Source organism: Leptolyngbya sp. NIES-2104, from assembly GCF_001485215.1.
Taxonomy (GTDB): Bacteria; Cyanobacteriota; Cyanobacteriia; order Leptolyngbyales; family Leptolyngbyaceae; genus Leptolyngbya.
The window spans coordinates 3,329,195-3,350,079 of the sequence record NZ_BBWW01000001.1 but is presented as its reverse complement, the minus strand read 5'-3'; the positions used below and the strand labels follow the sequence as shown (position 1 = coordinate 3,350,079).

Annotated in this window: 26 protein-coding genes; 14 read left to right on the top strand and 12 right to left on the bottom strand. The window is 47.4% G+C overall.

Features of this window, described 5'->3' with window-relative positions; genetic code table 11:
* Positions 1–154: 154 nt before the first annotated feature.
* From NIES2104_RS15855 to NIES2104_RS15835, 6 genes are all read left to right on the top strand, one after another.
* Complete coding sequence (locus NIES2104_RS15855; protein ID WP_156426974.1) at positions 155–664, top strand: hypothetical protein; 510 nt, start codon at positions 155–157, stop codon at positions 662–664.
* A 129-nt stretch (positions 665–793) separates the two neighbouring features.
* Entirely contained in the window at positions 794–1,141 is a 348-nt protein-coding gene (locus NIES2104_RS31845; protein WP_156426973.1) for a hypothetical protein, read from the top strand.
* Between the two features lie 263 nt (positions 1,142–1,404).
* The gene (locus NIES2104_RS15850; protein WP_156426972.1) at positions 1,405–1,731 is read left to right on the top strand and encodes a hypothetical protein; all 327 of its coding nucleotides are present in this window, start codon (positions 1,405–1,407) and stop codon (positions 1,729–1,731) included.
* A 143-nt stretch (positions 1,732–1,874) separates the two neighbouring features.
* Entirely contained in the window at positions 1,875–4,106 is a 2,232-nt protein-coding gene (locus NIES2104_RS15845; RefSeq protein ID WP_082690011.1) for a peptidase domain-containing ABC transporter, read from the top strand.
* Positions 4,107–4,162: 56 nt separating this feature from the next.
* Positions 4,163–5,431, top strand: a complete 1,269-nt coding sequence (locus tag NIES2104_RS15840) for an HlyD family efflux transporter periplasmic adaptor subunit (RefSeq protein ID WP_058999265.1) — start codon at positions 4,163–4,165, stop codon at positions 5,429–5,431.
* Between the two features lie 220 nt (positions 5,432–5,651).
* Positions 5,652–5,972 (top strand): hypothetical protein, encoded by a 321-nt coding sequence (locus NIES2104_RS15835; RefSeq protein WP_058999264.1) that lies wholly within the window; start codon positions 5,652–5,654, stop codon positions 5,970–5,972.
* Between the two features lie 10 nt (positions 5,973–5,982).
* Here NIES2104_RS15835 and NIES2104_RS15830 read toward each other — a convergent pair whose 3' ends face one another.
* Complete coding sequence (locus NIES2104_RS15830) at positions 5,983–6,813, bottom strand: dienelactone hydrolase family protein (protein ID WP_058999263.1); 831 nt, start codon at positions 6,811–6,813, stop codon at positions 5,983–5,985.
* 484 nt (positions 6,814–7,297) lie between these two features.
* On the opposite strand from NIES2104_RS15830, the gene NIES2104_RS31840 reads away from it, so the two are divergent.
* Complete coding sequence (locus NIES2104_RS31840) at positions 7,298–7,597, top strand: hypothetical protein (protein ID WP_156426971.1); 300 nt, start codon at positions 7,298–7,300, stop codon at positions 7,595–7,597.
* A gap of 246 nt (positions 7,598–7,843) precedes the next feature.
* Here the strand turns inward: NIES2104_RS31840 and NIES2104_RS15820 are convergent, their stop codons facing one another.
* The 7 genes from NIES2104_RS15820 to NIES2104_RS15790 form a co-directional block, all read right to left on the bottom strand.
* The gene (locus NIES2104_RS15820) at positions 7,844–9,487 is read right to left on the bottom strand and encodes a DUF4394 domain-containing protein (RefSeq protein WP_192843594.1); all 1,644 of its coding nucleotides are present in this window, start codon (positions 9,485–9,487) and stop codon (positions 7,844–7,846) included.
* A gap of 224 nt (positions 9,488–9,711) precedes the next feature.
* Positions 9,712–10,500, bottom strand: a complete 789-nt coding sequence (locus tag NIES2104_RS15815) for an anti-sigma factor domain-containing protein (protein WP_058999260.1) — start codon at positions 10,498–10,500, stop codon at positions 9,712–9,714.
* A gap of 27 nt (positions 10,501–10,527) precedes the next feature.
* Positions 10,528–11,091, bottom strand: coding sequence for a sigma-70 family RNA polymerase sigma factor (locus tag NIES2104_RS15810; protein WP_058999259.1), 564 nt, complete (start codon positions 11,089–11,091; stop codon positions 10,528–10,530).
* Between the two features lie 100 nt (positions 11,092–11,191).
* Positions 11,192–12,046: a ferritin-like domain-containing protein gene (locus NIES2104_RS15805; RefSeq protein WP_058999258.1), complete on the bottom strand. Its 855-nt coding sequence runs from the start codon at positions 12,044–12,046 to the stop codon at positions 11,192–11,194.
* A 19-nt stretch (positions 12,047–12,065) separates the two neighbouring features.
* Entirely contained in the window at positions 12,066–12,800 is a 735-nt protein-coding gene (locus tag NIES2104_RS15800; RefSeq protein WP_058999257.1) for a ferritin-like domain-containing protein, read from the bottom strand.
* 252 nt (positions 12,801–13,052) lie between these two features.
* On the bottom strand, positions 13,053–13,925 hold the full coding sequence (locus NIES2104_RS15795) for a mechanosensitive ion channel family protein (RefSeq protein ID WP_058999256.1): 873 nt from the start codon (positions 13,923–13,925) through the stop codon (positions 13,053–13,055).
* 65 nt (positions 13,926–13,990) lie between these two features.
* Entirely contained in the window at positions 13,991–14,437 is a 447-nt protein-coding gene (locus NIES2104_RS15790; RefSeq protein WP_058999255.1) for a hypothetical protein, read from the bottom strand.
* A gap of 433 nt (positions 14,438–14,870) precedes the next feature.
* On the opposite strand from NIES2104_RS15790, the gene NIES2104_RS15785 reads away from it, so the two are divergent.
* Complete coding sequence (locus tag NIES2104_RS15785) at positions 14,871–15,410, top strand: pentapeptide repeat-containing protein (protein WP_058999254.1); 540 nt, start codon at positions 14,871–14,873, stop codon at positions 15,408–15,410.
* Between the two features lie 7 nt (positions 15,411–15,417).
* On the opposite strand, the gene NIES2104_RS15780 is transcribed toward NIES2104_RS15785, so the two are convergent.
* Positions 15,418–15,669 (bottom strand): hypothetical protein, encoded by a 252-nt coding sequence (locus NIES2104_RS15780; RefSeq protein WP_058999253.1) that lies wholly within the window; start codon positions 15,667–15,669, stop codon positions 15,418–15,420.
* A gap of 317 nt (positions 15,670–15,986) precedes the next feature.
* Here NIES2104_RS15780 and NIES2104_RS33485 point away from each other — a divergent pair, with 317 nt between their 5' ends.
* From NIES2104_RS33485 to NIES2104_RS31830, 6 genes are all read left to right on the top strand, one after another.
* Positions 15,987–16,442: a helix-turn-helix domain-containing protein gene (locus tag NIES2104_RS33485; RefSeq protein ID WP_263970973.1), complete on the top strand. Its 456-nt coding sequence runs from the start codon at positions 15,987–15,989 to the stop codon at positions 16,440–16,442.
* Between the two features lie 91 nt (positions 16,443–16,533).
* Positions 16,534–17,241, top strand: coding sequence for a transposase (locus NIES2104_RS33480; protein ID WP_263970972.1), 708 nt, complete (start codon positions 16,534–16,536; stop codon positions 17,239–17,241).
* 117 nt (positions 17,242–17,358) lie between these two features.
* Positions 17,359–18,003 (top strand): GNAT family N-acetyltransferase, encoded by a 645-nt coding sequence (locus NIES2104_RS15770; protein ID WP_058999252.1) that lies wholly within the window; start codon positions 17,359–17,361, stop codon positions 18,001–18,003.
* 2 nt (positions 18,004–18,005) lie between these two features.
* A complete protein-coding gene (locus tag NIES2104_RS31835; RefSeq protein WP_156426970.1) occupies positions 18,006–18,143 on the top strand; it encodes a hypothetical protein in 138 nt (45 codons plus the stop codon).
* A gap of 55 nt (positions 18,144–18,198) precedes the next feature.
* Positions 18,199–18,732 (top strand): AAA family ATPase, encoded by a 534-nt coding sequence (locus NIES2104_RS15765; RefSeq protein ID WP_225895250.1) that lies wholly within the window; start codon positions 18,199–18,201, stop codon positions 18,730–18,732.
* A 309-nt stretch (positions 18,733–19,041) separates the two neighbouring features.
* Positions 19,042–19,266, top strand: a complete 225-nt coding sequence (locus tag NIES2104_RS31830; RefSeq protein ID WP_156426969.1) for a hypothetical protein — start codon at positions 19,042–19,044, stop codon at positions 19,264–19,266.
* A gap of 252 nt (positions 19,267–19,518) precedes the next feature.
* Here NIES2104_RS31830 and NIES2104_RS15750 read toward each other — a convergent pair whose 3' ends face one another.
* The 3 genes from NIES2104_RS15750 to NIES2104_RS15740 form a co-directional block, all read right to left on the bottom strand.
* The gene (locus NIES2104_RS15750) at positions 19,519–20,016 is read right to left on the bottom strand and encodes a VOC family protein (protein WP_058999249.1); all 498 of its coding nucleotides are present in this window, start codon (positions 20,014–20,016) and stop codon (positions 19,519–19,521) included.
* Positions 20,017–20,077: 61 nt separating this feature from the next.
* Positions 20,078–20,509, bottom strand: a complete 432-nt coding sequence (locus NIES2104_RS15745) for a VOC family protein (protein ID WP_058999248.1) — start codon at positions 20,507–20,509, stop codon at positions 20,078–20,080.
* Positions 20,506–20,862 (bottom strand): YciI family protein, encoded by a 357-nt coding sequence (locus NIES2104_RS15740; protein WP_058999247.1) that lies wholly within the window; start codon positions 20,860–20,862, stop codon positions 20,506–20,508. Before NIES2104_RS15740 ends, NIES2104_RS15745 begins: the two co-directional genes overlap by 4 nt.
* Positions 20,863–20,885 lie beyond the last annotated feature (23 nt).

The following is a 20,885-nucleotide window of genomic DNA, read 5'->3' as shown; positions in this document are numbered from 1 at the left end:
TGAACTTAAGGTATCTGCCCTTAACTGCACTGTACTGCCCCTATTCAAAGCCTCAACGACTAGATATTCTGGTGAAATAGAGACGGTGATAGGTACTTCTGACAACAGCTTTGCTCTTTCATTCCCTAGTAGACTCTGAAGGAGTTTCAACCTGATGAATCAGCCACTAATTACAAAAAATACGAGGGGCACAGGGACTCGTATCAGACAGTTAACGCTTGCAATCCTGTGTTCTGTCCCGTTCGGTGGGTTGCCCTTAATGGGGGCGGGATGGATGCTCGTGAAGCTCCCCGATTTCTATCAAGTTGAAGTAGCTTTTCGCGAAAAAGCGCTTCTAACATCTGGAACTGTCACTCAAAGGAAAGAAGTCACGAATTGTTATGCAACGGGCGGCTTTGGAACTGGTTGCACATCCAGTTGCGACCTGAAGGTGAAGTTTTTTACAAGCAACGGAAAAATCTCTGAATTTTGGGATTCTTGCTACAAGTCTGCGAATGAAAATCAAGCGGTTCCAGTTCTGTATGACCCGACGGGTGTCAGCAAGGCGCGGATCGATCGAGGAGATACACCTGAGAGCCTTGCACAAGATCATTTCGTTTGGAGCATCGTCATAGGATTGGTAGGAATCATCTGCCTAAATTATTGTTCACCCGAAAACAATTAAAAATCAAGTGACGTTCTCACTGCTCGGTCAATGTTCATCGCATCTTAAACAGTACCGTGAATCAAAGAAGAGCAACCCCTTCGCAATCAAGCAACGAAGCCTTTATCTAATACTTCGGGAGAAACAAGAATGCGTTTAAGTCACTTTCGGATTTCTGCTGCGATCGTTGGACTTGTCCCAACTACGATCGTTGGATTCGCCCTGATTGCCAATACACAGATCGAGCCAGCTAGGGCTGCTACAGAGCTTTACCATATCGCAGGAGGACGGTTTGATCCTAAGCCACCTCCGCCTCGTCCTCTTTCTCAGAGGGAGATAGATGCAATCATCCGACGACAACAGCGACAATGTCGTCCGAATCCACTAGATGCCCTTATTGCGCCTGGAGAAAGAAGAGCCTATTACGAAGCGTGTTCACGTCCCAGATCACGAGTCAAAATCAGAACACCAGTCAGATTCAGACCACCATTTAGGTGAGTTTCACTGAACACAAACCCTTCAGAGAAACCTTTTTCTTAAGCAAGTGATGAGCTTCTCAACTTAGGAAGCGATCGAGATTAATGTTGCGATCGTTCAACCACTTCTCTGGGTTGGCAGGTAGCCATGCTGCACTACGTAACTCAATTTATTTTTGCCGAGATTGTGTCGAATGAGCGATCGTTCCACTATCCATCACAGAAGCTTCTCAGGCATAGCCCGGTTCAGTTTTGAACATGAATCAGTTGAATTGGAGAAAAATCATGCAAAATCAAGCACAGCAAATGGTTAATTCAGAAGATGTTTTGATTCCTCTTTCTGAGGATGAGCAAAATTCTATTCAAGGCGGCGTATTTCCTGTTCTAGCGGGGATCTATATTGCTGCTAGATTCGCTGCTCCCTATGTTGTCAGAGGAGCAGTCGCTGCTGGCAGCAGAATCGCTAACGGTTACCGTAGATCAAACGAGGCGGTGAAGAATCATCCACTACCAACAACGGTAGTATCAACGGGTGCTGGAGCGGCTGCTGGCTACTATCTCGGCAGCCGTCACGATCAGCAACAAGGTCAGCAACAAGGTCAGGGGGGGTGAAGATTAAGTTTGTCCCAAAGTGAGGTTCTTTAGATCATAAGTCTGATTGATATGGTATGTAGTGTAAGCATTTCATGCATCTCTGCGTTTTCAAGCGAGTAGCGTTACGAATTGCTTGCACTGCTTGCCGGGAGTAACTTGCAATGACCACAAAACCACCGATGATTCAGCAAGCCTTCTTTCCAAGTCCCAGAGTCAAGGCTCATCAGTTTTGGCGAGGCATGGCAAAGCGATATCCCTTCTTCCAGCAGCAGAGTGCAGCCGATTGTGGGGCAGCTTGTTTAGTAATGGTGGCACGCTATTGGGGCAAACGATTCAGCATCAATCGATTACGCGACATTGCGAACGTGAATCGGGAGGGTGCTTCGCTCAGAGGATTGGTGAGCGCGGCAGAAAGTATTGGGTTTGCAGCTCGACCTGTGAAAGCAAGTCTGAAAAAACTAGCAGAACAAGACTTACCCGCGATCGTGCATTGGGAAGGCAATCACTATGTTGTGGTTTACAAAGTGACGCACGATCGCGTGATTCTCTGTGACCCTGCGATCGGTCAACGGAGTCTCACTCATCAGGAATTTAAATCGGGTTGGACAGGCTACACCCTACTACTACAACCGACGGTCTTTCTGAAAGAAGTCGATGAAGACACACAGACGATCTGGCAATTCTTTGAGTTAGTCAAACCGCATCGATTTGTTTTATTTGAAGTGTTTGTGGTTTCTGTTCTAATTCAGATGATTGGATTAGTCACACCCTTACTCACTCAGCTATTGCTCGATCGCGTCATTGTTCAACGCAGTTCGGTGACGTTGACCGCCGTTGGTATCGGATTGCTAATTTTCGGATTATTTCGAGTCGCAATGACCGGACTCCGACAGTACTTGCTCGATCACACCGCTCAAAAGATTGGTCTCGCCTTAGTTATCGGCTTTATTCGACATACGTTCCAGCTACCACTTTCTTTCTTTGAATCTCGTTATGTGGGAGATATTCTCTCTCGTGTTCAAGAAAACAATAAGATTCAACGGTTTCTCACCGGGAATGCTTTATCGATCGTCTTAGATGTCATGACTGTTTTTGTGTACCTGAGCTTGATGTTTTGGTACAACTGGCGAATGGCATTACTAACCTTAACGATTCTGCCACCGATGCTCTTACTGACCTTGATCGCAACCCCATTTTTACAACGAATTTCGCGTGAGATTTTCAAGGCAGAAACCGCAGAAAGTAGCTATCTCATTCAGGCAGTCAGTGGTGTCCGAACGGTGAAATCGATGGCGATCGAACAAACGGTGCGTTGGCGTTGGGAAGACCTACTGAGTAAAGCTGTAAGGACGAGTTTTGCGGGTCAAGTTCTCGGCAATCGATTAGAAATTTTGAGTGCCACGATCGAAACATTGTTCACAACAGCTTTGTTGTGGTTTGGTGCATGGCAAGTGATTCAAAATCAACTCACGATCGGGCAATTAGTCGCGTTCAATCTGCTGGTGGGAAATGTCATCAGTCCCTTTCAGCGATTGATTACCGTATGGGATGACTTGCAAGAAGTCGTGATTGCGATCGAGCGAATCAATGATGTGCTAGAAGCAAAACCCGAAGAAAATCTCTGGAAGCAAGATCGTCAAGTGTTGCCTGCAATGCGCGGACAGGTTCGTTTTGAAAACGTCACGTTTCAGTACCATGCTGGTAGTGAAAATACGCTCTCAGAAGTCAGTTTTGAGGTGCGACCTGGGGAAATGGTGGCACTAGTGGGGCGCAGTGGTTCTGGTAAAACAACGATTTCTAAGCTACTTCTTGGACTCTATTTACCGACTGGAGGCAAGATTTCGATCGATGGTTATGATCTGACGACGCTCTCAATGTCGTCACTACGGCAGCAGATTGGAGTAGTCGATCAAGATACCTTCTTATTCGGCGGCACGATTCGAGAAAACATTAGTGTTGCCTATCCAGAAGCGACTTTAGAAGAGATTATTCCGGTAGCACAACTCGCAGGAGCACATCAATTTATTCAGGAATTGCCGATGGGCTATGAAACTGCCATTGGAGAAGGAGGCGGAATGCTTTCTGGCGGACAGCGACAACGACTGGCGATCGCGCGGGCGCTCCTGGGTGATCCAAAACTACTAATTCTGGACGAAGCAACTAGTAATCTCGATGCCGAATCTGAACGCATGATTCAAACGAATCTAAATACGATTCTGCGCGATCGTACAACAATCCTCATTGCTCACCGACTATCCACAGTGCGTCACGCCGATCTGATTCTCGTACTCGATCAGGGTCGGTTGATCGAACAAGGCACACATGACGAGTTGATGGCAGAGCGAGGACACTATTTTTACCTGAATCAGCAGCAGCTAACCCTTGCAAGTTAATTGACTATGACATCAGAACAGAGCAGTTAAACTCTAGATATCAACACAGTGTCGCTATGCCTGAGCGTTTTGATACTCGATCTCCGTTGACCTCTAAACAGTCCCATTCCCTTGATAAACCTGTGGATTCCGAAGGACAAGTTCTTCAAGCTCCTAAAAGGATTGCTCCAGATCAAAGCTGGTCAAACTCTGCTCAAGAATTACTCGATACACTTCCGCGAGCTTGGACAAAAGGATTGCTCTATGCCCTAATAGGATTTGCAACGATTGGACTTCCCTGGGCAGCATTCTCAAAAGTCGAGGAAACCGGAAGTGCAAAAGGACAACTTGAACCCCAGGGCAAGAGCTTTCGATTAGATGCTCCGGTTGCCGGAACCGTAACCCGAATTCATGTCAAAGTCGGACAAACCGTAAAAGCAGGGCAAGTTCTGCTAGAGCTAGATTCGGACATGGTGCAGAATGAGTTGCAGCGCACGAAAGAGCAGCTTAGAGGGCTACGAGGGCAAGCGGTTCAGTTTGAGCTAGTCAAACGTCAACAAGAAACTGCTGCACGATCGCAACTGAGTGCGAGTCTCAGAAACGATACGCTACTTCGAGCAAAACTCGCTCAAGATCTCAACGAAGTGGAACGCTACAAAGAACTACAGAGGCTTGGGGCTGTGCCTCAAGTCAAAGTGGTGGAAATGGAACGAACCGTACTCGACAGCCGACAAGCAGTAGAGCAGGCAAAAGCTGAACTTCATCAGATGCAAGAGGAACGGGGCAGAATCATCAAAGAACTCAAAGCGAGACTCATTTCAATCGATACAGAAATTGCTCAAACCCAGAACCAAATCAGAGCGCTGGAACCTCAGTTAAAACAGCGTGCCATTCGTGCGCCTGCTGACGGCACTGTGTTTGAGTTGCCGATTCAACGGACGGGGGCTGTGGTTCAACCGAGTCAATTGCTCGCTCAAGTTGCTCCCCAATCGTCTCCGCTGATTCTTCGTGCTCAATTACCGAGCCAAGAAAGCGGCTTCGTGAAAGTGGGAATGCCGATTAAACTTAAGTTTGATGCTTACCCGTTTCAGGATTATGGAGTGGTTCAAGGGCGGTTACACTGGATTGCACCGGATTCTAAATCGGTTGAAACGCCGCAAGGACAAGCCCACGTCTTTGAGGTGGAGGTGAGTCTGGATCAAGATTACATTTCAGGTCAGAACCAGCGAATTAAGCTGACTCCTGGGCAAAGCGCGATCGCAGAAATCATTGTACGAGAGCGTCGGGTAATTGATTTTGCACTCGATCCTCTGAAGAAACTGCAACGCGATGGATTGAAGCTATAATATTCGGAGCCTGTTGCTCAACTTCTTACCCAAGACGAATGCTCATTCCACAGTAATCAGTGGCTTTGGCAGACAAACTAAACAGCCCTCCCAGTCGAATCGCAAAGCCAAGCAAAAACAGCAATGCGGATCTCGTCGCAAGAATCGGAAGAAAAAGTAGGCGCTCTCTTGGACGATGCAGCTAATGATACCTTGCTTCAGTCGTTATTTTCAGCAAAGGATGAACCAAAACATTGATCTCGATACGACACTTGCCACGCTAGGACGCGATTTTCAGTCGATTCCTACGGATGAAGCGATCGCGCTCGTTGAAGCTTGGGCTTTGCAATTCAATCAGACTTCGCTAGGCGAAGATCTGCGTCAACTTGAGGAAGCGATTCACAACGACGGTAAAACAGACCGCGCATTGTCCGATATTTTGCTAAGTTTAAGTGCGAACACTGCTGCGGCAAGTAGTGAAGTCGGAGATGACGAAGTAACTGCGGCAAAGATTCAAGATATCGCAATGTTGCTTAGTGAGGCAGGAAACGCATTAAAATAGCATTCTTTGACTAAACATCATGCTGCTTAAACCAAGCCTGAAGACGTTTCCAAGCATCTTTCGCGTCTGCTTCTCGATAAGAGGGACGATAGTCCGCGAAGAACGCATGAGGCGCATTGGGATAAACAATGATCTCAGACTGGCTTGAACTCGACTTTAAGTTGTCGCGCATCTTCTCAACGGTACTGAGCGGGATACCTGTATCTTGACCGCCATACAATCCGAGAATTGGAACTTTGAGCGTTGGAGCAATATCGATCGGGTGCTTTGGAGTGAGCGCCGTTGATTCACCAACTAATCGCCCGTACCAAGCGGCTCCAGTTTTAACCTTGGAATTGTGTGCGGCATAAAGCCAAGTGATTCGTCCTCCCCAGCAGAAGCCTGTAATCGCCAGTTTGTCTGCATTTCCTTTAGCGGATTTGACTGCCCAATCGACGGTTGCATCTAAATCAGAAAGCACTTGAGCATCTGGTACTTTTGCCACGATCGAGCGAATCTGTTCAATGCTGCTCAGCTTTGAAACGTCACCCTGACGGACAAACATCTCTGGTGCAATCGCAAGATATCCTAATTTTGCAAATCGTCGAGTGACATCTTGAATGTGTTCATGCACCCCAAAAATTTCTTGAATCACCAGTACGATCGGGAAATTGTTTCCAATTGCAGGTGCAGCCCGGTATGCTGGGATTGCGCCATCTTGAACTGGAATCTTGACGGCTCCGGCAATTAATCCTGCTGCGTCTGTAGTAATCGTCGCTTTAGAAATAGGCTGCACTGCCAAGGCAAATCCTGTAGCAAGTGAAGCAGTGGTAATGAACTGGCGGCGAGTAATGGGTTTCATAACAAGATGCTATCGGCTGTTGGTAGTTTAGTCAACGATTTTGGAACTGGTTAAACATCCGCATACTGCCTGGCTATTTCAGAATAACTTTTACCGGTATCGTTGTCTTACATTTGGGGAACTAGAACAGGTAGATGGGGTTAGGGTGACAGCACACACAGTTAGGGCGATTTTCGCAAAATCTACCGAATTAGGTATTTCAAATATTAAGCCTAGCCAGTAGATTGGTGCCGATTAAGACTATCAGAATTTATTTATGCCAGAGGTCGAGCAGGTCTGTAATGCAATGCTTGCGTACATTCAAAACTCATTAGAAGCTTCTCATCCACTTTTTTCAGGGCTGCCCGTTTGCCCCTTCGTGCGATCTGCACGACTACAACAAAGATTGGAGTTTTGGGTTTATTCCTTTCAGATAGGCGACGACATAGATGCAGAAGTTTATCAGAAAATAAGGGAGATCTTCACCTCCAATCCTCAGAAAGACGTGCTGATCGTGCTTCATCCAGACCCCTCTGCAATCAGCTTTGAAACATTCAATCTGTTCATCGCAACCCTAAATCAGCAACTTAGCGCCTTGGGGTTAATTGCATTTGGAGGACATCCTGATGATCCGTTTGAAGTGAATGGAGTCCGAACTCGGCATGATCCGTTTATCAACTTCACAGTCCAGCCGATTCAGAAATTATTGGACGCTCGACAGAGGTTGATTCACAACAGTGACTATTACAGCGCTTGGAATGCTGAAGCGTTAAGTACAGTAGGAATTGAGATGATTGCGTCGTAACCTGAACGCCGTAATCTGAGAGAATAAACCGACTCAGTTCTAGATTAGCTGGATCGTCTAGCAGTACTTTCAATAGAGCGAGAAGCCGGGGCTTGTTGGATTGGACCGAGGTTAGCGAACAGCAGTGGATTTGAAGTGGCACAGTCGCTTCAAATCCACTGCTGCACAACGAGCAGGATGAACAACTCGTGCTTGGACATGGCACGATATCGTGGTCTATCCCACATTATCCTGACGCACTATCGCTTACAGTCCGGTCGCCGCAAAACCCACCAACTTAACGGGCGTTACTCCATCTTTGATGCCACCCAGCAAGGTTGCTGCTCCAGATTGCAGATTGATAGAGTAGAACGATGAATTAGATGTCGCAAACGCGTTGTTCGAGCCGTTTTTGGAGACGATATCAAAACCAGCACCCGCTGCAAAATCAATCCCTAACGAACCGACTAAGTTCTGAGTCCCATTGTTGGGCGGATCTTGAATGAAGAGTTGATCGGTGTCTGCATTAATGCCGTACAGTGTCGTTGAACTTGTTCCTGCAAAGTTATTGGTATAAGCTGCGGCAACAATTGAGTGAGTCGCACCATTCAAGTTGCCATCTGGCTGAACTCCATCCAGCATCAAGTTCGCATCTACGATCGCTCCGGTATCAGGATTAATCCGCAAATTCTGACCTGCATCACTCACCACCCGAATGCGATCGACGACCGGGTTAAAGTCAACGCCGAAAGCTTTACCGTTCAGATCGACTGCAAACGGGTCAGTGCCAACTTGAGTCGCCAGACCGCTGACTTTATCGATCGTGTAAAGGCGATCGCTGCTTCCAATGCCAAAGAGTTGTCCCGTACTGGGTCGAAAATCGATGCCGACTAGCGTTTCACCTTGTTGTAGCCCTTTGACATCGACTTGAGTGACGTTGTTAAGCGCGTTGGCGTTGAAGAAGGCTAAGTCACTAGAATCGGTCAGTCCAACAAACTCGGCTTTAGCAGGATCAGGTTTCACAATTGGACTTCTTGCGGCAAGACTAACGAGGTCAATTGTCTTTTTCCCGTCTTTGACATGACCGAGCGAGGTTGCTGCTCCGGATTGCAGGTCGATCGAGTAGAGCGATGAATTAGACGCGGCAAAGGCTGAGTTTACACCATTTTTGAAGACAATATCAAAGCCAGAACCTGCTGCAAAATCAACGCCTAGTGAACCGACTAAGCTTTGAGTGCCATTATTTGGCGGATTTTGGATGAAGAGTTGATCAGTGTCGGCATTAATGCCGTATTGAACTGTGTTAGGAGTGCCTGTAAAACTGTTCGTATAGGCGGTTGCAACAATTGAATCCGTTGCACCATTCAAGTTACCGTCTGACTGAACTCCATCCAGCATCGGATTGGCATCTACGATCGCTCCAGTGTCAGGATTAATCCGCAAATTTTGACCCGCATCGCTGACGACTCGAATGCGATCGACCACCGGGTTAAAGTCAACGCCGAAAGCTTTTCCATTCAGGTCTACTGCAAAAGTGCCACTCCCGACTTGAGTCGCTTTGCCAGAACTTGCATCGATCGTATAGAGGCGATTGCTGCTCCCGACTCCAAAGAGTTGTCCTGTATTCGGGCGGAAATCAACACCCAATAGAGTTTCACCCTGTTGTAGTCCTTTGACTTTCACAGTCGTGACATTGCTTAAATTATCAGCGTTGAAGAAGGCTAAGTTATCTTTAGCAGTCAGTCCAACAAAATCAGCCGTGGTTGGATCAGGCTTAGAAGAAGGCTTCTTTAACGATCGAAGATACTGCCCGATGGTGTTATCCGACAAATCTAATTTTGAGGAAGATAAAAACTGGTTGATGGGATCGCGAATCGCTCCAGTGTCTTGGATTCCAAAGCGACTCAGCACTTGATCCAACTGGTTAGAAAATTTGTTGCTATTGTATGAATTCATTTTTACCTAGGATTGAGCTTGGACAATAGCGGTACGGTGTCGATCGTGAATTGGATTCCTAAAGTTGAACAAAATTCTTTACGGCAGGAAGGGAAAGAGGAGACTGACTTCACAAGCGAATGCGCGAATCTATCTAAAGACTGACCTATGAAGAATTCAGTGCAAGCTATTAGGAAGGGTTAAAGCAAACTTTTCATCACGAGCGGACCTGCCGGAATGGGCGGAGCTACGACTGATTCTGCTGTCATCAAAAGCTGAGTCGCAGGTGTTCCACAGTCTGCTTGCAGGCGCGACCATTGCCCGGTTGCTGCTTCGTCACTTCTAAACTGCCCACACAGAGCGGGTTGGGTGCTGCCTTGGGGGATTGCCCATAGCCGATAAGCTTGACCTGCTGGTAAGTCGGGCAAATTCTGAATCGATACCACTAAAGCATTTTGGCTCGAATTAATCACGACGCTACCCGAAGCATTTGCTGCTTTGTCAGTTCCTCGCAAGGTATAAAAACGAGTGTTTGGTTGCTGCAAGGTTTTGACAATATTCTGATTGACTTGTGCTGTTTGCCGTAGCCGATAATGGTCAATTCCAAGAATCACAACCCCGATCGCAGCCGCGCCTAAAACAGCCTGCCTTGCAGTTTTCTGTGTCCACCGCGATCGCCAACGATTCCTTCGTTGCGCGGTTCGTTCCCGTTCAGCAGAATTTTGCCTGACCTCAGACAATGACTCATCAGGAATTGAAGAAGATTGATTCAGCCGTTCAAACAGCCGATCTTTCAAGTTCGTGGGTACAGGGACTAACGGAGCGCTGTAGGAAATTGCCCCAACGGTAGCTTGAAGTTCTGCCAACTCAGCCGCTAACTCTGGGGATGCTGCCGCTTGTTGCTCCACCCAAGCCCGCTCTGCTTCGTCCAGTAAGGCGAGAACATAAAGGGGAGCAAGTTCACAAAAGCAGCGTTCTTCGTGGTTCATGCGATCTAAGTCGTTGAGAGTCCCATACTAACTTGGCTTCCATGTATTGAGTGCGATTCTCAGTCGATGCAAGCCGAGCCGAATCCGAGTCTTGACTGTTCCAAGCGGTAGTTCTAGCTGAGTCGCGATTTCTGAATGAGACAGCCCTTGATAGTGAGCCAGTTCAATCACTTGACGCTGTTCGGCAGAAAGTTGGGCAAGTGCCGCTTGAATTTGGTCGCGCCGTTCTGAAATTAACACGTCTTGGAGCGGATCACTAGTGACTGAACTCATAGAAGCCTCGACGACGATCGAAGTTTTTTCGGTCTGCTGCATCGTTCGCAATCGAGCCAGCGTATGACTCCGAGTGATAATAAATAACCAAGTGTCTACCTGAGTTTTGGCAGCCTCGAATCGAATGGCGGTGCGCCAAACTTGCGCGAACACATCTAACACGACTTCTTCACTTTCTTGCACGGAGCCAAGAGTTTGAAAGGCGACGGCATAAAGAGTCGGTGCATAGCGATCGTACAGGGTTGCCATCGCCGCTTGATCTTGTTGGGCAATTCGCTTGATCAAAGAGAAGTCATCGGAAGCAGGCTCGATCGTCATGCCATTACTGCTACACTCCGGCAGCTTAAAACGTCGGTATCTTTAGAAGGATACCGACATTCAACCACGATCGCGATTCAGAATTAACGCGATCGGCGGTTTACCATAATCCCCGAACCTGGGTATCGGTTTGAGAATTGTCAGATGGATTAGGGGCTGAGGATTGCTGGTTGGGAGTCAGAATCGGCTTCACCAGCGCTAACACTTCCGTTTCAGTCGCATAGCCATCAAATGCTTCAGTTCCAAAAGGAATCGGCGACCCACTGCGATTTTCATTGTAGATCACGCTTTTAGCATCGCTAATCCACGGGCGCACATCCGCACCCAGTAGCGTTTGGCGCAGATATCGGATTCCAGCCGCATGTCGTGCTTCAACCGAATGAATTTCTAAAGCGCCTGCCAGGACGACTTTACCCGCTTCGCCTGCCGCCAGTAAGTTTTGCACTTGCCCTTTGTAAGCAGCGACCCCCAAATCTTCAACATACTGCCCCGCTAGCAGCAGATCCGTCGGATTAGCAAACGGATCGCGTCCCAAAATTGCACTATAGTTTGGGTTTGCAGGCAGTTGAATGGAATTCGGATCGCCCCCGATCGATTTCAATACAGTGGAAAGATCGACGACGTGCTGTGCTTCATCTTGTCCGTAGGAAACCAGTGCAGCCTTGGCAATTTGGGAAGCACCAGATAAGCGTCCGGTCTGAGCTTCCGCGATCGCACGACGGTAAAAGTCAGCTTCTAGTTTTTCCAAAGTCAGCGCGTATTCTACAACTTGACGCGGTGTCATTGTTGCAGTTTGAGCATGAGCCGGAGCAGTCATCCAAGTCGTTGAGAATAGTAAGAGAAACATCAGCACTAGAGCAATTCGACTAATGCTGATAAAACTTCTTCTCAGGAGCAGGATCAGTCGTTGTACGGAAAGCGTTTGGGGCATGATTTGAGTCAAAAAAGGTTTCATCGTTCAGAAATTCCTTGAGCTAGGCAACTAACGTTCCAGTGATCGGATTGTTCAAGAGTTTGAAAGAGCTAACCGCAGCCACAACTTGCTTCGGCGTGTATAGCTCGTCGTAGGCGCGTCCTTTAAAGGGATTCAGGTTTGCAGTTAGGTTTGCATCTTGCACAAGTCGATCGCGATCCGGTTCGGTGCTGGGTCGTCCAGCGAGTTGTCGCACTGCCGCAGAATGACGACCCTCGACCGAGACGATCGAACCTGCCGCCAAGATGTAGGTGGGATTCGTTAAGCTTGGTCCTGCACCGTTGTAGGCATGAACCCCTAAATCTTCGAGCGTCACTGCGGTGTTCAGAATTTTGTCTCGGCTTGTAAGCAGCGCATTGAGTGCGCCAGTATTTAAGCTAAGATCGCGAGTCTGAAACAGGGCATTACTTCCCAAAACTTGACGCAGAAATGTCACATGTGAAGCTTCATGGCTACCGATCATGCTGAAGTAATCACGCTCTTTCGGGTTGGTAATCTTGCCACTTTTGAGTGCGGCTGGATAGAACGCTGCTTCTAGTTCTTCGAGTAGCAAAGCGAAGTTCAGGATACCAATATCGTCTGCATTGAAGGTGAGTGTTTTCGCACGAGTTTGTGCCATCACCATTTTGGGAGCGGTTGCGAGGAGCATAGTACCAACGCCTACCATTCCCCATTTCAGGGCACGACGGCGCGAAAAAATAGCTCGATCGAGGTCGAGTGATGTCAAAAGATTCATAAGGACTCAAGGTTGAAGAACTGACACAAATATCAGGACGGATTTGAGTGTATCTAGGAAAACCCGTGATTGATTTGCTTGTCCTCAAGATAGAAGGAATTACGATCGAGCATTTCCATCTAAAGAGTGAGGATGAATACACCTTTAGATAGATTCGTAAATCTCGTTCTATCCGTGTAAAAGCCGTGAATCAGATTTAAACTCGTTATAAAACTTAATTAAGCTGTCTTTCCACTGGAGTTGAAAGGCTATTCACGATGGCGATCGCTGTGTAGAAGAGCCGTTTTGCTGCGGTTCAACATACAATCTCCGAGTCGGGTAGGGAATCCCAATCTGAGCATGATCGCAAGCAGTTTTAAGCGCAAGGATCACACGGCTCTTGGTCTGTCGAATTTCTGCAATTTGCGGCTTTGTCCAGTAGCGCACCATCAAATTGATCGAACTTTCACCAAATTCAACCAAATCGATTTCAGGTGCAGGCTGAGATAGGACTCCTTTCACTTCGAGCACTGTTGTAAGCAAGAGATCTAGTGCTTCGGGTAGTGCTGTTTGATAGTCAATTCCCAACGCTAGATCCGTGCGTCGATGCGGAAATGCAGTCAATACATGAACCGGGCTGGTGAAGACGATCGCATTGGGAATCACAACTCGTTCGCCATCATAGGTACGAATCTGAGTGGAGCGAATGGTAATTTCTTCCACCGTTCCCTCAAAACCATTCACAATAATCTGATCACCTAAACGAAACGGCTCGTTCAGCAGCAGTAAGACACCCGCGAGAAAGTTCTTGAAAATATCTTGGAAGGCAAACCCGATCGCTACTGAACCCAAACCGAGCAAGCCAATGATATCTCCTAGACGCATACTCGGAATCGCGATCACACAAGCAATCAGCACCCCAACAATCCAAGCGGCAACATAGCTGGTTTGAATGAACAGCGACTGAAGCGACAAGCTTCGTACTGTACGACGGGCTGCAATCGCCACCAGCCGCTGTATAAATCGAGCAATATACCGGGTAATGAGAAGAATGGCGATCGCAAAAAGATACCCTGGCATCAAGCGAATACCATCGCCGACTAAGTTCAGCAGGCTAGACCGAATTTGCTCAAGCAATGCGCTCATCGATTCATCGATAGGAATAACGGGAACAATTTACGGTAGACCACTGAGAAAGGCATCGATCGCGATTACTCAACAGATCGAGCAATCTCTGACTGTTGACAAGCAGCAAGAATCCGCTGGTCATTAGCGCTAATTGTCCGAATCGAATCGAATCCCGTCAGTGCTGTGTCTGCTTCAATCGATTGCGGTTCCCCAATCACTGTTGCTTGCACATCTAACGTATTCCCGCGCATCTCACCCGCAAAACACGAGAACTCAGAGCGCGGCATATAAAAAGCCCCAACCACTTTTCCGTTCTGATGCTGAAATAACACATATTCATGTTGAAGCTGATTCGGTTGAGGCACGTCACTGTAGAGGTAGATGCCATTGGGTAAAGATGAACCCTGAGATTGGCTCTGACGGGCTTCAACCGCTTGCTCTCGGATTCCCAGACCAAGCAGGGTGAGCGGAAGTAATGTTGCCGTTGCAAGTGTTGTCCAAATGGATTGAACAGGTGCAGGTGGAATCATGCTGTCTTCTCCTTGCGTACTGTGTGGGTAACAGGTTAGACGATGCTTTCTGCCATACTCCTGTGGCAAAGGTGGTAGTTAAAAACAATCTCGATCTACCTTTGGGCAGAGATAGTAGGATTCAATGTCGCCGATGTTACAAAACAGCTTCGCGATCGTTCAACTGAAGATGAATTGCGATCACTATTGACTAAACTATAGACTCGAACTGTTTCGATATAATTGCGTGATAGTCGTTTTAGAGATTGTTCAAATTGTCGCTGTGCTTGAGAGATTGCCCAAAAATTCTCCAGTTGCCGAACCTTGGAGATCAGCGTTTACGCCCTAAGAAGTACTAGCTACCTCAAGCGGGTGCGTTACACTAGCTCATCTGAATCAGAGCGTGAGATCGGTGAAGCGATCGCAGAATCTGAGTTAATCAGGAGGAAATCATATGAACGTGAAAGAACTCATCGAGCGGTATGAAGCAGGTGAAAGAGACTTTAGCAGAATTGACCTACAAGAGGCGATGCTGGAAGGCATCAACCTCAGTGGAGCAGATTTAAGTGAGGCATCGCTCGATGGAGCGAACTTAAAACGAGCAAGGCTGAACAATGTGAATTTGAGCAGTGCAAATCTGAATGGAGCCGATTTAAGCCAAGCGGATTTAACCGGAGCCGATTTGAGCGATGCAATCCTAGATGGCGCAATTTTGGAAGCAACGATTCTGGACAGTGCAAACTTGAGTCAAGCAGATCTAAAGATTGCAAACCTGACTCAAGCTGACTTGGTGAATGCTGGACTACAACAAGCTGACTTAAGTGGCGCGAATCTAGAAGGCTCTGACTTAAGTGGGGCAGATCTCGCGATCGCCAATCTCAACAAAGCCAATCTCGCTGAAGCTGCCCTCGAAGAAGCCAACCTAACTGGCGCGAATTTAGAAGGTGCAAACTTAGAAGGGACGCTTTTGGAGACTGATCCGAATCATCCTTAGACCATCTCTACGGAGCTACAGGTCTCGATGGCGTGATCTCGATATTGTTGGGAAGTAGTCTTCCAGTCGTGGAATAGTTGTACAGTAGATAGCCCAACCCTGCAAGCACTAGAATCGCAATCACTGCTCCTAAAATGCCAGTCCCCGAGCGCCGTCGAGATAACGCCATTCGGTCTTTCAATCCATCTCGGTAGCCTCTAAGATAGTCCGCGCTTTCTGTGTTGTTTGGTAAACCTGTATTGTCTCTAATGTCTCTCATCACTGCACCTCGTCAATAATCTTCATCACATAAATTTTATGAGCATCCTAGCTCGAATCTAGAGGGCTAGCTTCTATCGTAAAGTAGATTGAGTATTCGTAATATTCATTGACTTATGAATTGCACGATTGGCTTCGCCAAGCTCCGAAGGATCGCATTCTCGTTTCTAATCACTGTCATTGTTCGATTTGCCGCAAAGTACGTGGAGCAGCGTTTGGAACCTTTGGTCATCAGAAAGATGGGTAGAAACCCCGTGCTTCTAGCACGGCTTTACAATCTCTTACGCTTCTCACAGAATAAACGCTATAGTGTGAGACATGACGCAGAAAGCCTTCAAGTACCGTTTCTATCCCACGCCTGAGCAAGAATCTTTGCTGAGACGCACGATGGGCTGTACTCGTTTGGTCTATAACCGTGCTTTGGCTGCAAGAACTGAAGCTTGGTACGGTGAGAGCAAGCGAATCGGGTACATTGAAAGCTCTGCAATGCTGACTCAATGGAAAAAGCAAGAAGACTTGGATTTTCTCAATGAAGTGAGCTGTGTTCCCTTGCAGCAGGGATTGAGACATCTTCAGAAGGCGTTCTCCAACTTCTTTGATGGACGAAATATCCCACCTTCAAGAAAAAATGCAATGGCGGAAGTGCAGAGTTCACCAAGTCTGCATTCAAGTGGAAAGATGGGCAAGTTTTCCTTGCTAAATGCGCTGAACCACTTGCAATCCGTTGGAGTCGAGAACTGCCAAAAGGCGCAATTCCTTCCACGATTACGGTGAAGCTCTCGCCTGCTGGAAGATGGACTGTTTCCTTGTTGGTGGATGTCGAGATTGAACCATTGCCCCTATGCTCCAATGAGATTGTGTTGATTTGGGTGTAACGAGCTTGGTTGCTCTGAGTACGGGTGAAAAGATTGCAAACCCTAAAGGCTTTAGAGCGAAACACCGCAAGCTGAAAAAAGCTCAAAAGGCGTTGAGCCGCAAACAAAAAGGGTCGAACAATCGACACAAAGCGCGGCTCAAAGTCGCAAAGGTGCATCAGGAAATCACTGATGCGAGAAAAGATTCTCTTCACAAGTTGACGACTCGATTGGTGCGTGAAAACCAAACCATCGCCGTCGAGAATTTGGCTGTGAAGAACATGGTGAAGAACCGAAAACTTGCCCTCTCTATCAGTGACGCAAGTTGGGGAGAGTTGGTCAAACAACTCGAATACAAGTGCGATTGGTATGGTCGCACGTTGGTCAAGATTGACCGCTGGTTTCCGAGTTCTAAGCGATGTGGCAACTGTGGGCACATCGTTGAAAAGTTGTCGTTGAATATTCGTGAGTGGGACTGCCCAAACTGTGGGATGCACCATGACCGAGATATCAACGCGGCACAAAACATTCTTGCCGCAGGGCTTGCGGTGAAAGTCTGTGGAGCGAACGTAAGACCGGAAAGGCATAAGTCTGATGGCAGTTGCGAGCATTCCAGTAATGGAAAGAAGCAGAAAGATCTAAGAAGTGATTCTTGGAATCACCGTGGCTTTAGCCCGGTGAGGATGTCAATGGTCCAGACGGACACAACATTGAAGTAGTTTGCCACGAACCCGAAGCCTAACCCTTCGGGTGCAACGAAGGGTTAGGCAGCTTAATTTTACCTAATTCTATGCCAACCACCTGTTAATCCTAATTTCTAGCTGAATCGCTGGGCAATGAAAGAAGAAGAAATACCCGACAAAAATATCTTTATGATGTGCGAGACATTGAATCGCAATGCTCTGATTGAATTGCCAGCTAGCTACTCTATCAGAAGTTGCAGACCTGATGAGCTAGACCTATGGAAAACGATGCCCTTTGATGATGCTGATTTGGCAAAAGAATATGAGGGGTTTATGTCTGATTATTTCACCACGACTTATGGCGGAAAGGAAGAACTTTTCTTTGCCAAAACTCTGTTTGTCTGTGACCAGCAAGATAACCCCATCGCCACTTGCTTAAGTTGGAAGGCGTACAACGAATTCAATACGATTCAATGGTTTAAAGTCTTGAAAGCTTACGAAGGGCAAGGGATTGGCAGAGCTTTGCTTTCAATGATTATGCAGAAATTGGAACTGCGTGATTATCCTGTTTATCTCCATACACAGCCCTCTAGTTTTCGGGCAATCAAGCTTTACTCAGATTTTGGGTTTTCGTTACTTTCAGGCGGTAACTTCGGCATCAGAAAAAACGATTTGGATGAATGCCTGCCGATTCTAGAGAAATTTATGCCGAAAGAATACTTTCAGAAGCTTAGAATTACGACTGCTCCCCAAGCGTTTGAGGATACAGTGAATCAATACGATACAAATCAATTCTGATATTGAAGATTCGAGCAAGGGAAATTACCCAAGCGATCGTCAAAGGCTATCTGTCCTCACAACTCGGTTGGTGCGGGCGTGCAAAGCCAATTCCTTACTTCTTCAATCAAGGAATTCACGGGTGGCGACGCTGGAATTAATTGAGCGATCGTTGAACTAGATGTATCAACAGGAAATCGATGCTGCTTTAATGGAATGTATGAGTCGAGCAATGCAGTGTTAGGGAATATGCTTTATATCTTTGGTGGATTACCAGGAACGGGTAAAACAACACTCTCACAGTTCCTCGCTCGCGATCGACGGTGTGTTTATCTACGGATTGATACGATTGAGCATCTACTTCGCCAAACCGGAAGTCTGATTGCAGGCTCAGAAGGCTACGGAATTGCTTACCGTCTAGCTGAAGACAATCTTCGCCTAGGGTTGAGTGTTGTTGCCGATTCTGTCAACCCTTTGCCAATTACCCGGACTGCTTGGCGCGAAGTTGCCCTGCAAACCCATGTGCCGTTTGTTGAAATTGAGATTGTCTGCTCGGATAATGTAGAACACCAGCATCGAGTCGAAAACCGCTCCACAGACATTGCTGGGTTTGAGCTTCCAACATGGAACGCTGTCGTGAACCGGAAGTATGAACGGTGGGATACAGAGCGCATTGTCATCGATACATCTGGTCAAACCGTGGAGCAAAGTATCAATACGTTGCAACAAATTTTAGCAAGGGTCAGGTGAGGTAGTCTGATTATGTGGGGTCAGTCAGTATTTCCCAGACGGTTCGCTCTGCAAGGGTAACATTGATTGGTTTTCGTAAAGCTTTGGCAAATGCTGCTGCGACATCTCTCGAAGAATATCTTTCTGGTCCTTCGATGTTGTGTAACCCTACATTCTCTATCGGCTCTGTCATCAGACGCGCTGCCAGTTGACCGATATCGCGTGGGGCGACCATTGGCAATATAAAATCGGCTGGAAAGAAGGTATTGATTACACCAGCCTGTTTAGCTGTTTGTAGAGAGAAGTCCTAATTACTCAAGAATGATGTGCATGAGAAAAATCAAGAACGATGGGTACAAAAGAAGCGTATTAGAAGTGCAGTGTTACATTCAAGCATCTCAACGACCCGCTTCACCCGCCGCTAGTAACTTTCGGACTCCACCAACCCACTTGATAGGATTAGTGTGCAACGGGATTGTTGGATGGCACCTCGCTTTCATCGAATGGTCAGGTGTTGCTTTTGCAATCTTTCGGCAGTCCGCTCCAGCCGGATAATGGGGGCTAGCGAATATCTTCGATGCTTGCGCCAACCCGTTGTGCATAGAGATTGAGAGTTTGCTGCCAAGCTGGTCGAGATTGTGCCCGCGAGTAATAGTCTCGGACCTGCGGGTAGGGTTCTATCAGGTAACTCCTGTTTGATTTTGTAGTGATGGTATCGACTTGCGACCAAACGCTTGCTCGACTCAATCGTCGAATGAAGGTTCACAAGATCGACAAATTGAGCAGACTCTTTTTGTCGATGAAAGACTATCCCTCGTAAGCCCGCTTGATTTGATCAATGTCGATCTTCTTCATTTTCATCATGGCGGTCATCGCTCTTTGAGATTTTTCCGCATCGGGATCATTGAGCATCTCGATCATCACTCTGGGGACAATTTGCCAAGAAACGCCGTATTGGTCTTTGAGCCAGCCACACTGCTGCGCCGCCGGATCGCCGCCCATCGATAGCTTATCCCAGAAATAATCCACTTCGGCTTGATCTTCGCAGTCCACTTGAAACGAGATTGCCTCATTAAATTTGAAATCTGGACCGCCGTTGAGGGTAGTAAACGTTTGCCCATCTAGCTCGAAAGATACCATCAGAACTGAGCCTGCTGGCTTGCCGTGAATCTCTTCTCCCGCTTCTCCGTAGTGCGAGATATTGACGATTTTTGAATTTGGAAAGATTCCGATGTAGAACTCTGCTGCCTCTTTGGCGCGATCGTCAAACCATAAGGAGGGAGTGATCTTTTGAAGGGTTGCCATGATGCTTCTCCGATTGAATGGCTGTTGATTGTGATGTTCTCGATGGGTTTAAGAGTATTGCTCAGGATGCTCCGGGTTCGTCCACCTGCTGACTGGCGGCTGCGACATCCATCCACATCACTTCCCAGATATGACCGTCCAGGTCTTCAAAACTGCGACCGTACATGAAGCCAAAATCCTGCGTTGGGGTTGGATCGATGACCGTACCAACGGACTTTGCCTTGCCGACCATGTCATCGACAGCCGCGCGGCTGTCGGCAGAGATACAGATTAATACCTCGCTGGTTGTCCGGGCATCAGCAATGGTCTTGGTCGTGAACTGCCGATATTTGTCGTGGGTCAGCAGCATCACATGGATAGTGTCGCTCAACACCATGCAGGCGGCTGTGTCGTCGCTGAATTGCGAATTGTTGGTGAAGCCGATCGCTTCATAAAAGTGCTTCGATGCGGCAATCTCGGCAACAGGCAAATTCACAAAAATCATCTGGGTCATGATAGTTTCTCCTTTGTTAATTCTACGATCGGGCGAATTTCGACTGTGCCTTTACGAGCAGCGGGAATGCGTTCGGCAATAGCGATCGCTTCATCCAAATTTTCTGCGTCAATCAAGTAGTAACCGCCGAGTTGTTCGCGAGTTTCTGCAAAGGGTCCGTCGGTTACCAGTTTTTTCCCATCGCGCACCCTGACGCTGGTTGCTGTTTCCACAGAATGAAGCGGCGAAGCGCTTACATATTGACCACTCGCCCTGAGTTGTTGAACGAGCTGCGAAGACTCTTCATAACAGTCCTCACGCTCACGCTGAGTCCACGCATTTTCGTCACCGTAAATGAGCAACATATATTTCATCGTTCATTTCCTGAATTTTGCTG

What these genes read in the sequence shown, in the direction of transcription:
- NIES2104_RS15855 (WP_156426974.1), top strand. Translation starts at nt 155, where the DNA reads ATGAATCAGCCACTAATTACAAAAAATACGAGGGGCACAGGGACTCGT.
- NIES2104_RS31845 (WP_156426973.1), top strand. Translation starts at nt 794, where the DNA reads ATGCGTTTAAGTCACTTTCGGATTTCTGCTGCGATCGTTGGACTTGTC.
- NIES2104_RS15850 (WP_156426972.1), top strand. Translation starts at nt 1,405, where the DNA reads ATGCAAAATCAAGCACAGCAAATGGTTAATTCAGAAGATGTTTTGATT.
- NIES2104_RS15845 (WP_082690011.1), top strand. Translation starts at nt 1,875, where the DNA reads ATGACCACAAAACCACCGATGATTCAGCAAGCCTTCTTTCCAAGTCCC.
- NIES2104_RS15840 (WP_058999265.1), top strand. Translation starts at nt 4,163, where the DNA reads ATGCCTGAGCGTTTTGATACTCGATCTCCGTTGACCTCTAAACAGTCC.
- NIES2104_RS15835 (WP_058999264.1), top strand. Translation starts at nt 5,652, where the DNA reads ATGAACCAAAACATTGATCTCGATACGACACTTGCCACGCTAGGACGC.
- NIES2104_RS15830 (WP_058999263.1), bottom strand. Translation starts at nt 6,813, where the DNA reads ATGAAACCCATTACTCGCCGCCAGTTCATTACCACTGCTTCACTTGCT.
- NIES2104_RS15815 (WP_058999260.1), bottom strand. Translation starts at nt 10,500, where the DNA reads ATGAACCACGAAGAACGCTGCTTTTGTGAACTTGCTCCCCTTTATGTT.
- NIES2104_RS15810 (WP_058999259.1), bottom strand. Translation starts at nt 11,091, where the DNA reads ATGACGATCGAGCCTGCTTCCGATGACTTCTCTTTGATCAAGCGAATT.
- NIES2104_RS15805 (WP_058999258.1), bottom strand. Translation starts at nt 12,046, where the DNA reads ATGAAACCTTTTTTGACTCAAATCATGCCCCAAACGCTTTCCGTACAA.
- NIES2104_RS15800 (WP_058999257.1), bottom strand. Translation starts at nt 12,800, where the DNA reads ATGAATCTTTTGACATCACTCGACCTCGATCGAGCTATTTTTTCGCGC.
- NIES2104_RS15795 (WP_058999256.1), bottom strand. Translation starts at nt 13,925, where the DNA reads ATGAGCGCATTGCTTGAGCAAATTCGGTCTAGCCTGCTGAACTTAGTC.
- NIES2104_RS15790 (WP_058999255.1), bottom strand. Translation starts at nt 14,437, where the DNA reads ATGATTCCACCTGCACCTGTTCAATCCATTTGGACAACACTTGCAACG.
- NIES2104_RS15785 (WP_058999254.1), top strand. Translation starts at nt 14,871, where the DNA reads ATGAACGTGAAAGAACTCATCGAGCGGTATGAAGCAGGTGAAAGAGAC.
- NIES2104_RS15780 (WP_058999253.1), bottom strand. Translation starts at nt 15,669, where the DNA reads ATGAGAGACATTAGAGACAATACAGGTTTACCAAACAACACAGAAAGC.
- NIES2104_RS33485 (WP_263970973.1), top strand. Translation starts at nt 15,987, where the DNA reads ATGACGCAGAAAGCCTTCAAGTACCGTTTCTATCCCACGCCTGAGCAA.
- NIES2104_RS15770 (WP_058999252.1), top strand. Translation starts at nt 17,359, where the DNA reads ATGAAAGAAGAAGAAATACCCGACAAAAATATCTTTATGATGTGCGAG.
- NIES2104_RS15765 (WP_225895250.1), top strand. Translation starts at nt 18,199, where the DNA reads ATGTATGAGTCGAGCAATGCAGTGTTAGGGAATATGCTTTATATCTTT.
- NIES2104_RS31830 (WP_156426969.1), top strand. Translation starts at nt 19,042, where the DNA reads ATGAGAAAAATCAAGAACGATGGGTACAAAAGAAGCGTATTAGAAGTG.
- NIES2104_RS15750 (WP_058999249.1), bottom strand. Translation starts at nt 20,016, where the DNA reads ATGGCAACCCTTCAAAAGATCACTCCCTCCTTATGGTTTGACGATCGC.
- NIES2104_RS15745 (WP_058999248.1), bottom strand. Translation starts at nt 20,509, where the DNA reads ATGACCCAGATGATTTTTGTGAATTTGCCTGTTGCCGAGATTGCCGCA.
- NIES2104_RS15740 (WP_058999247.1), bottom strand. Translation starts at nt 20,862, where the DNA reads ATGAAATATATGTTGCTCATTTACGGTGACGAAAATGCGTGGACTCAG.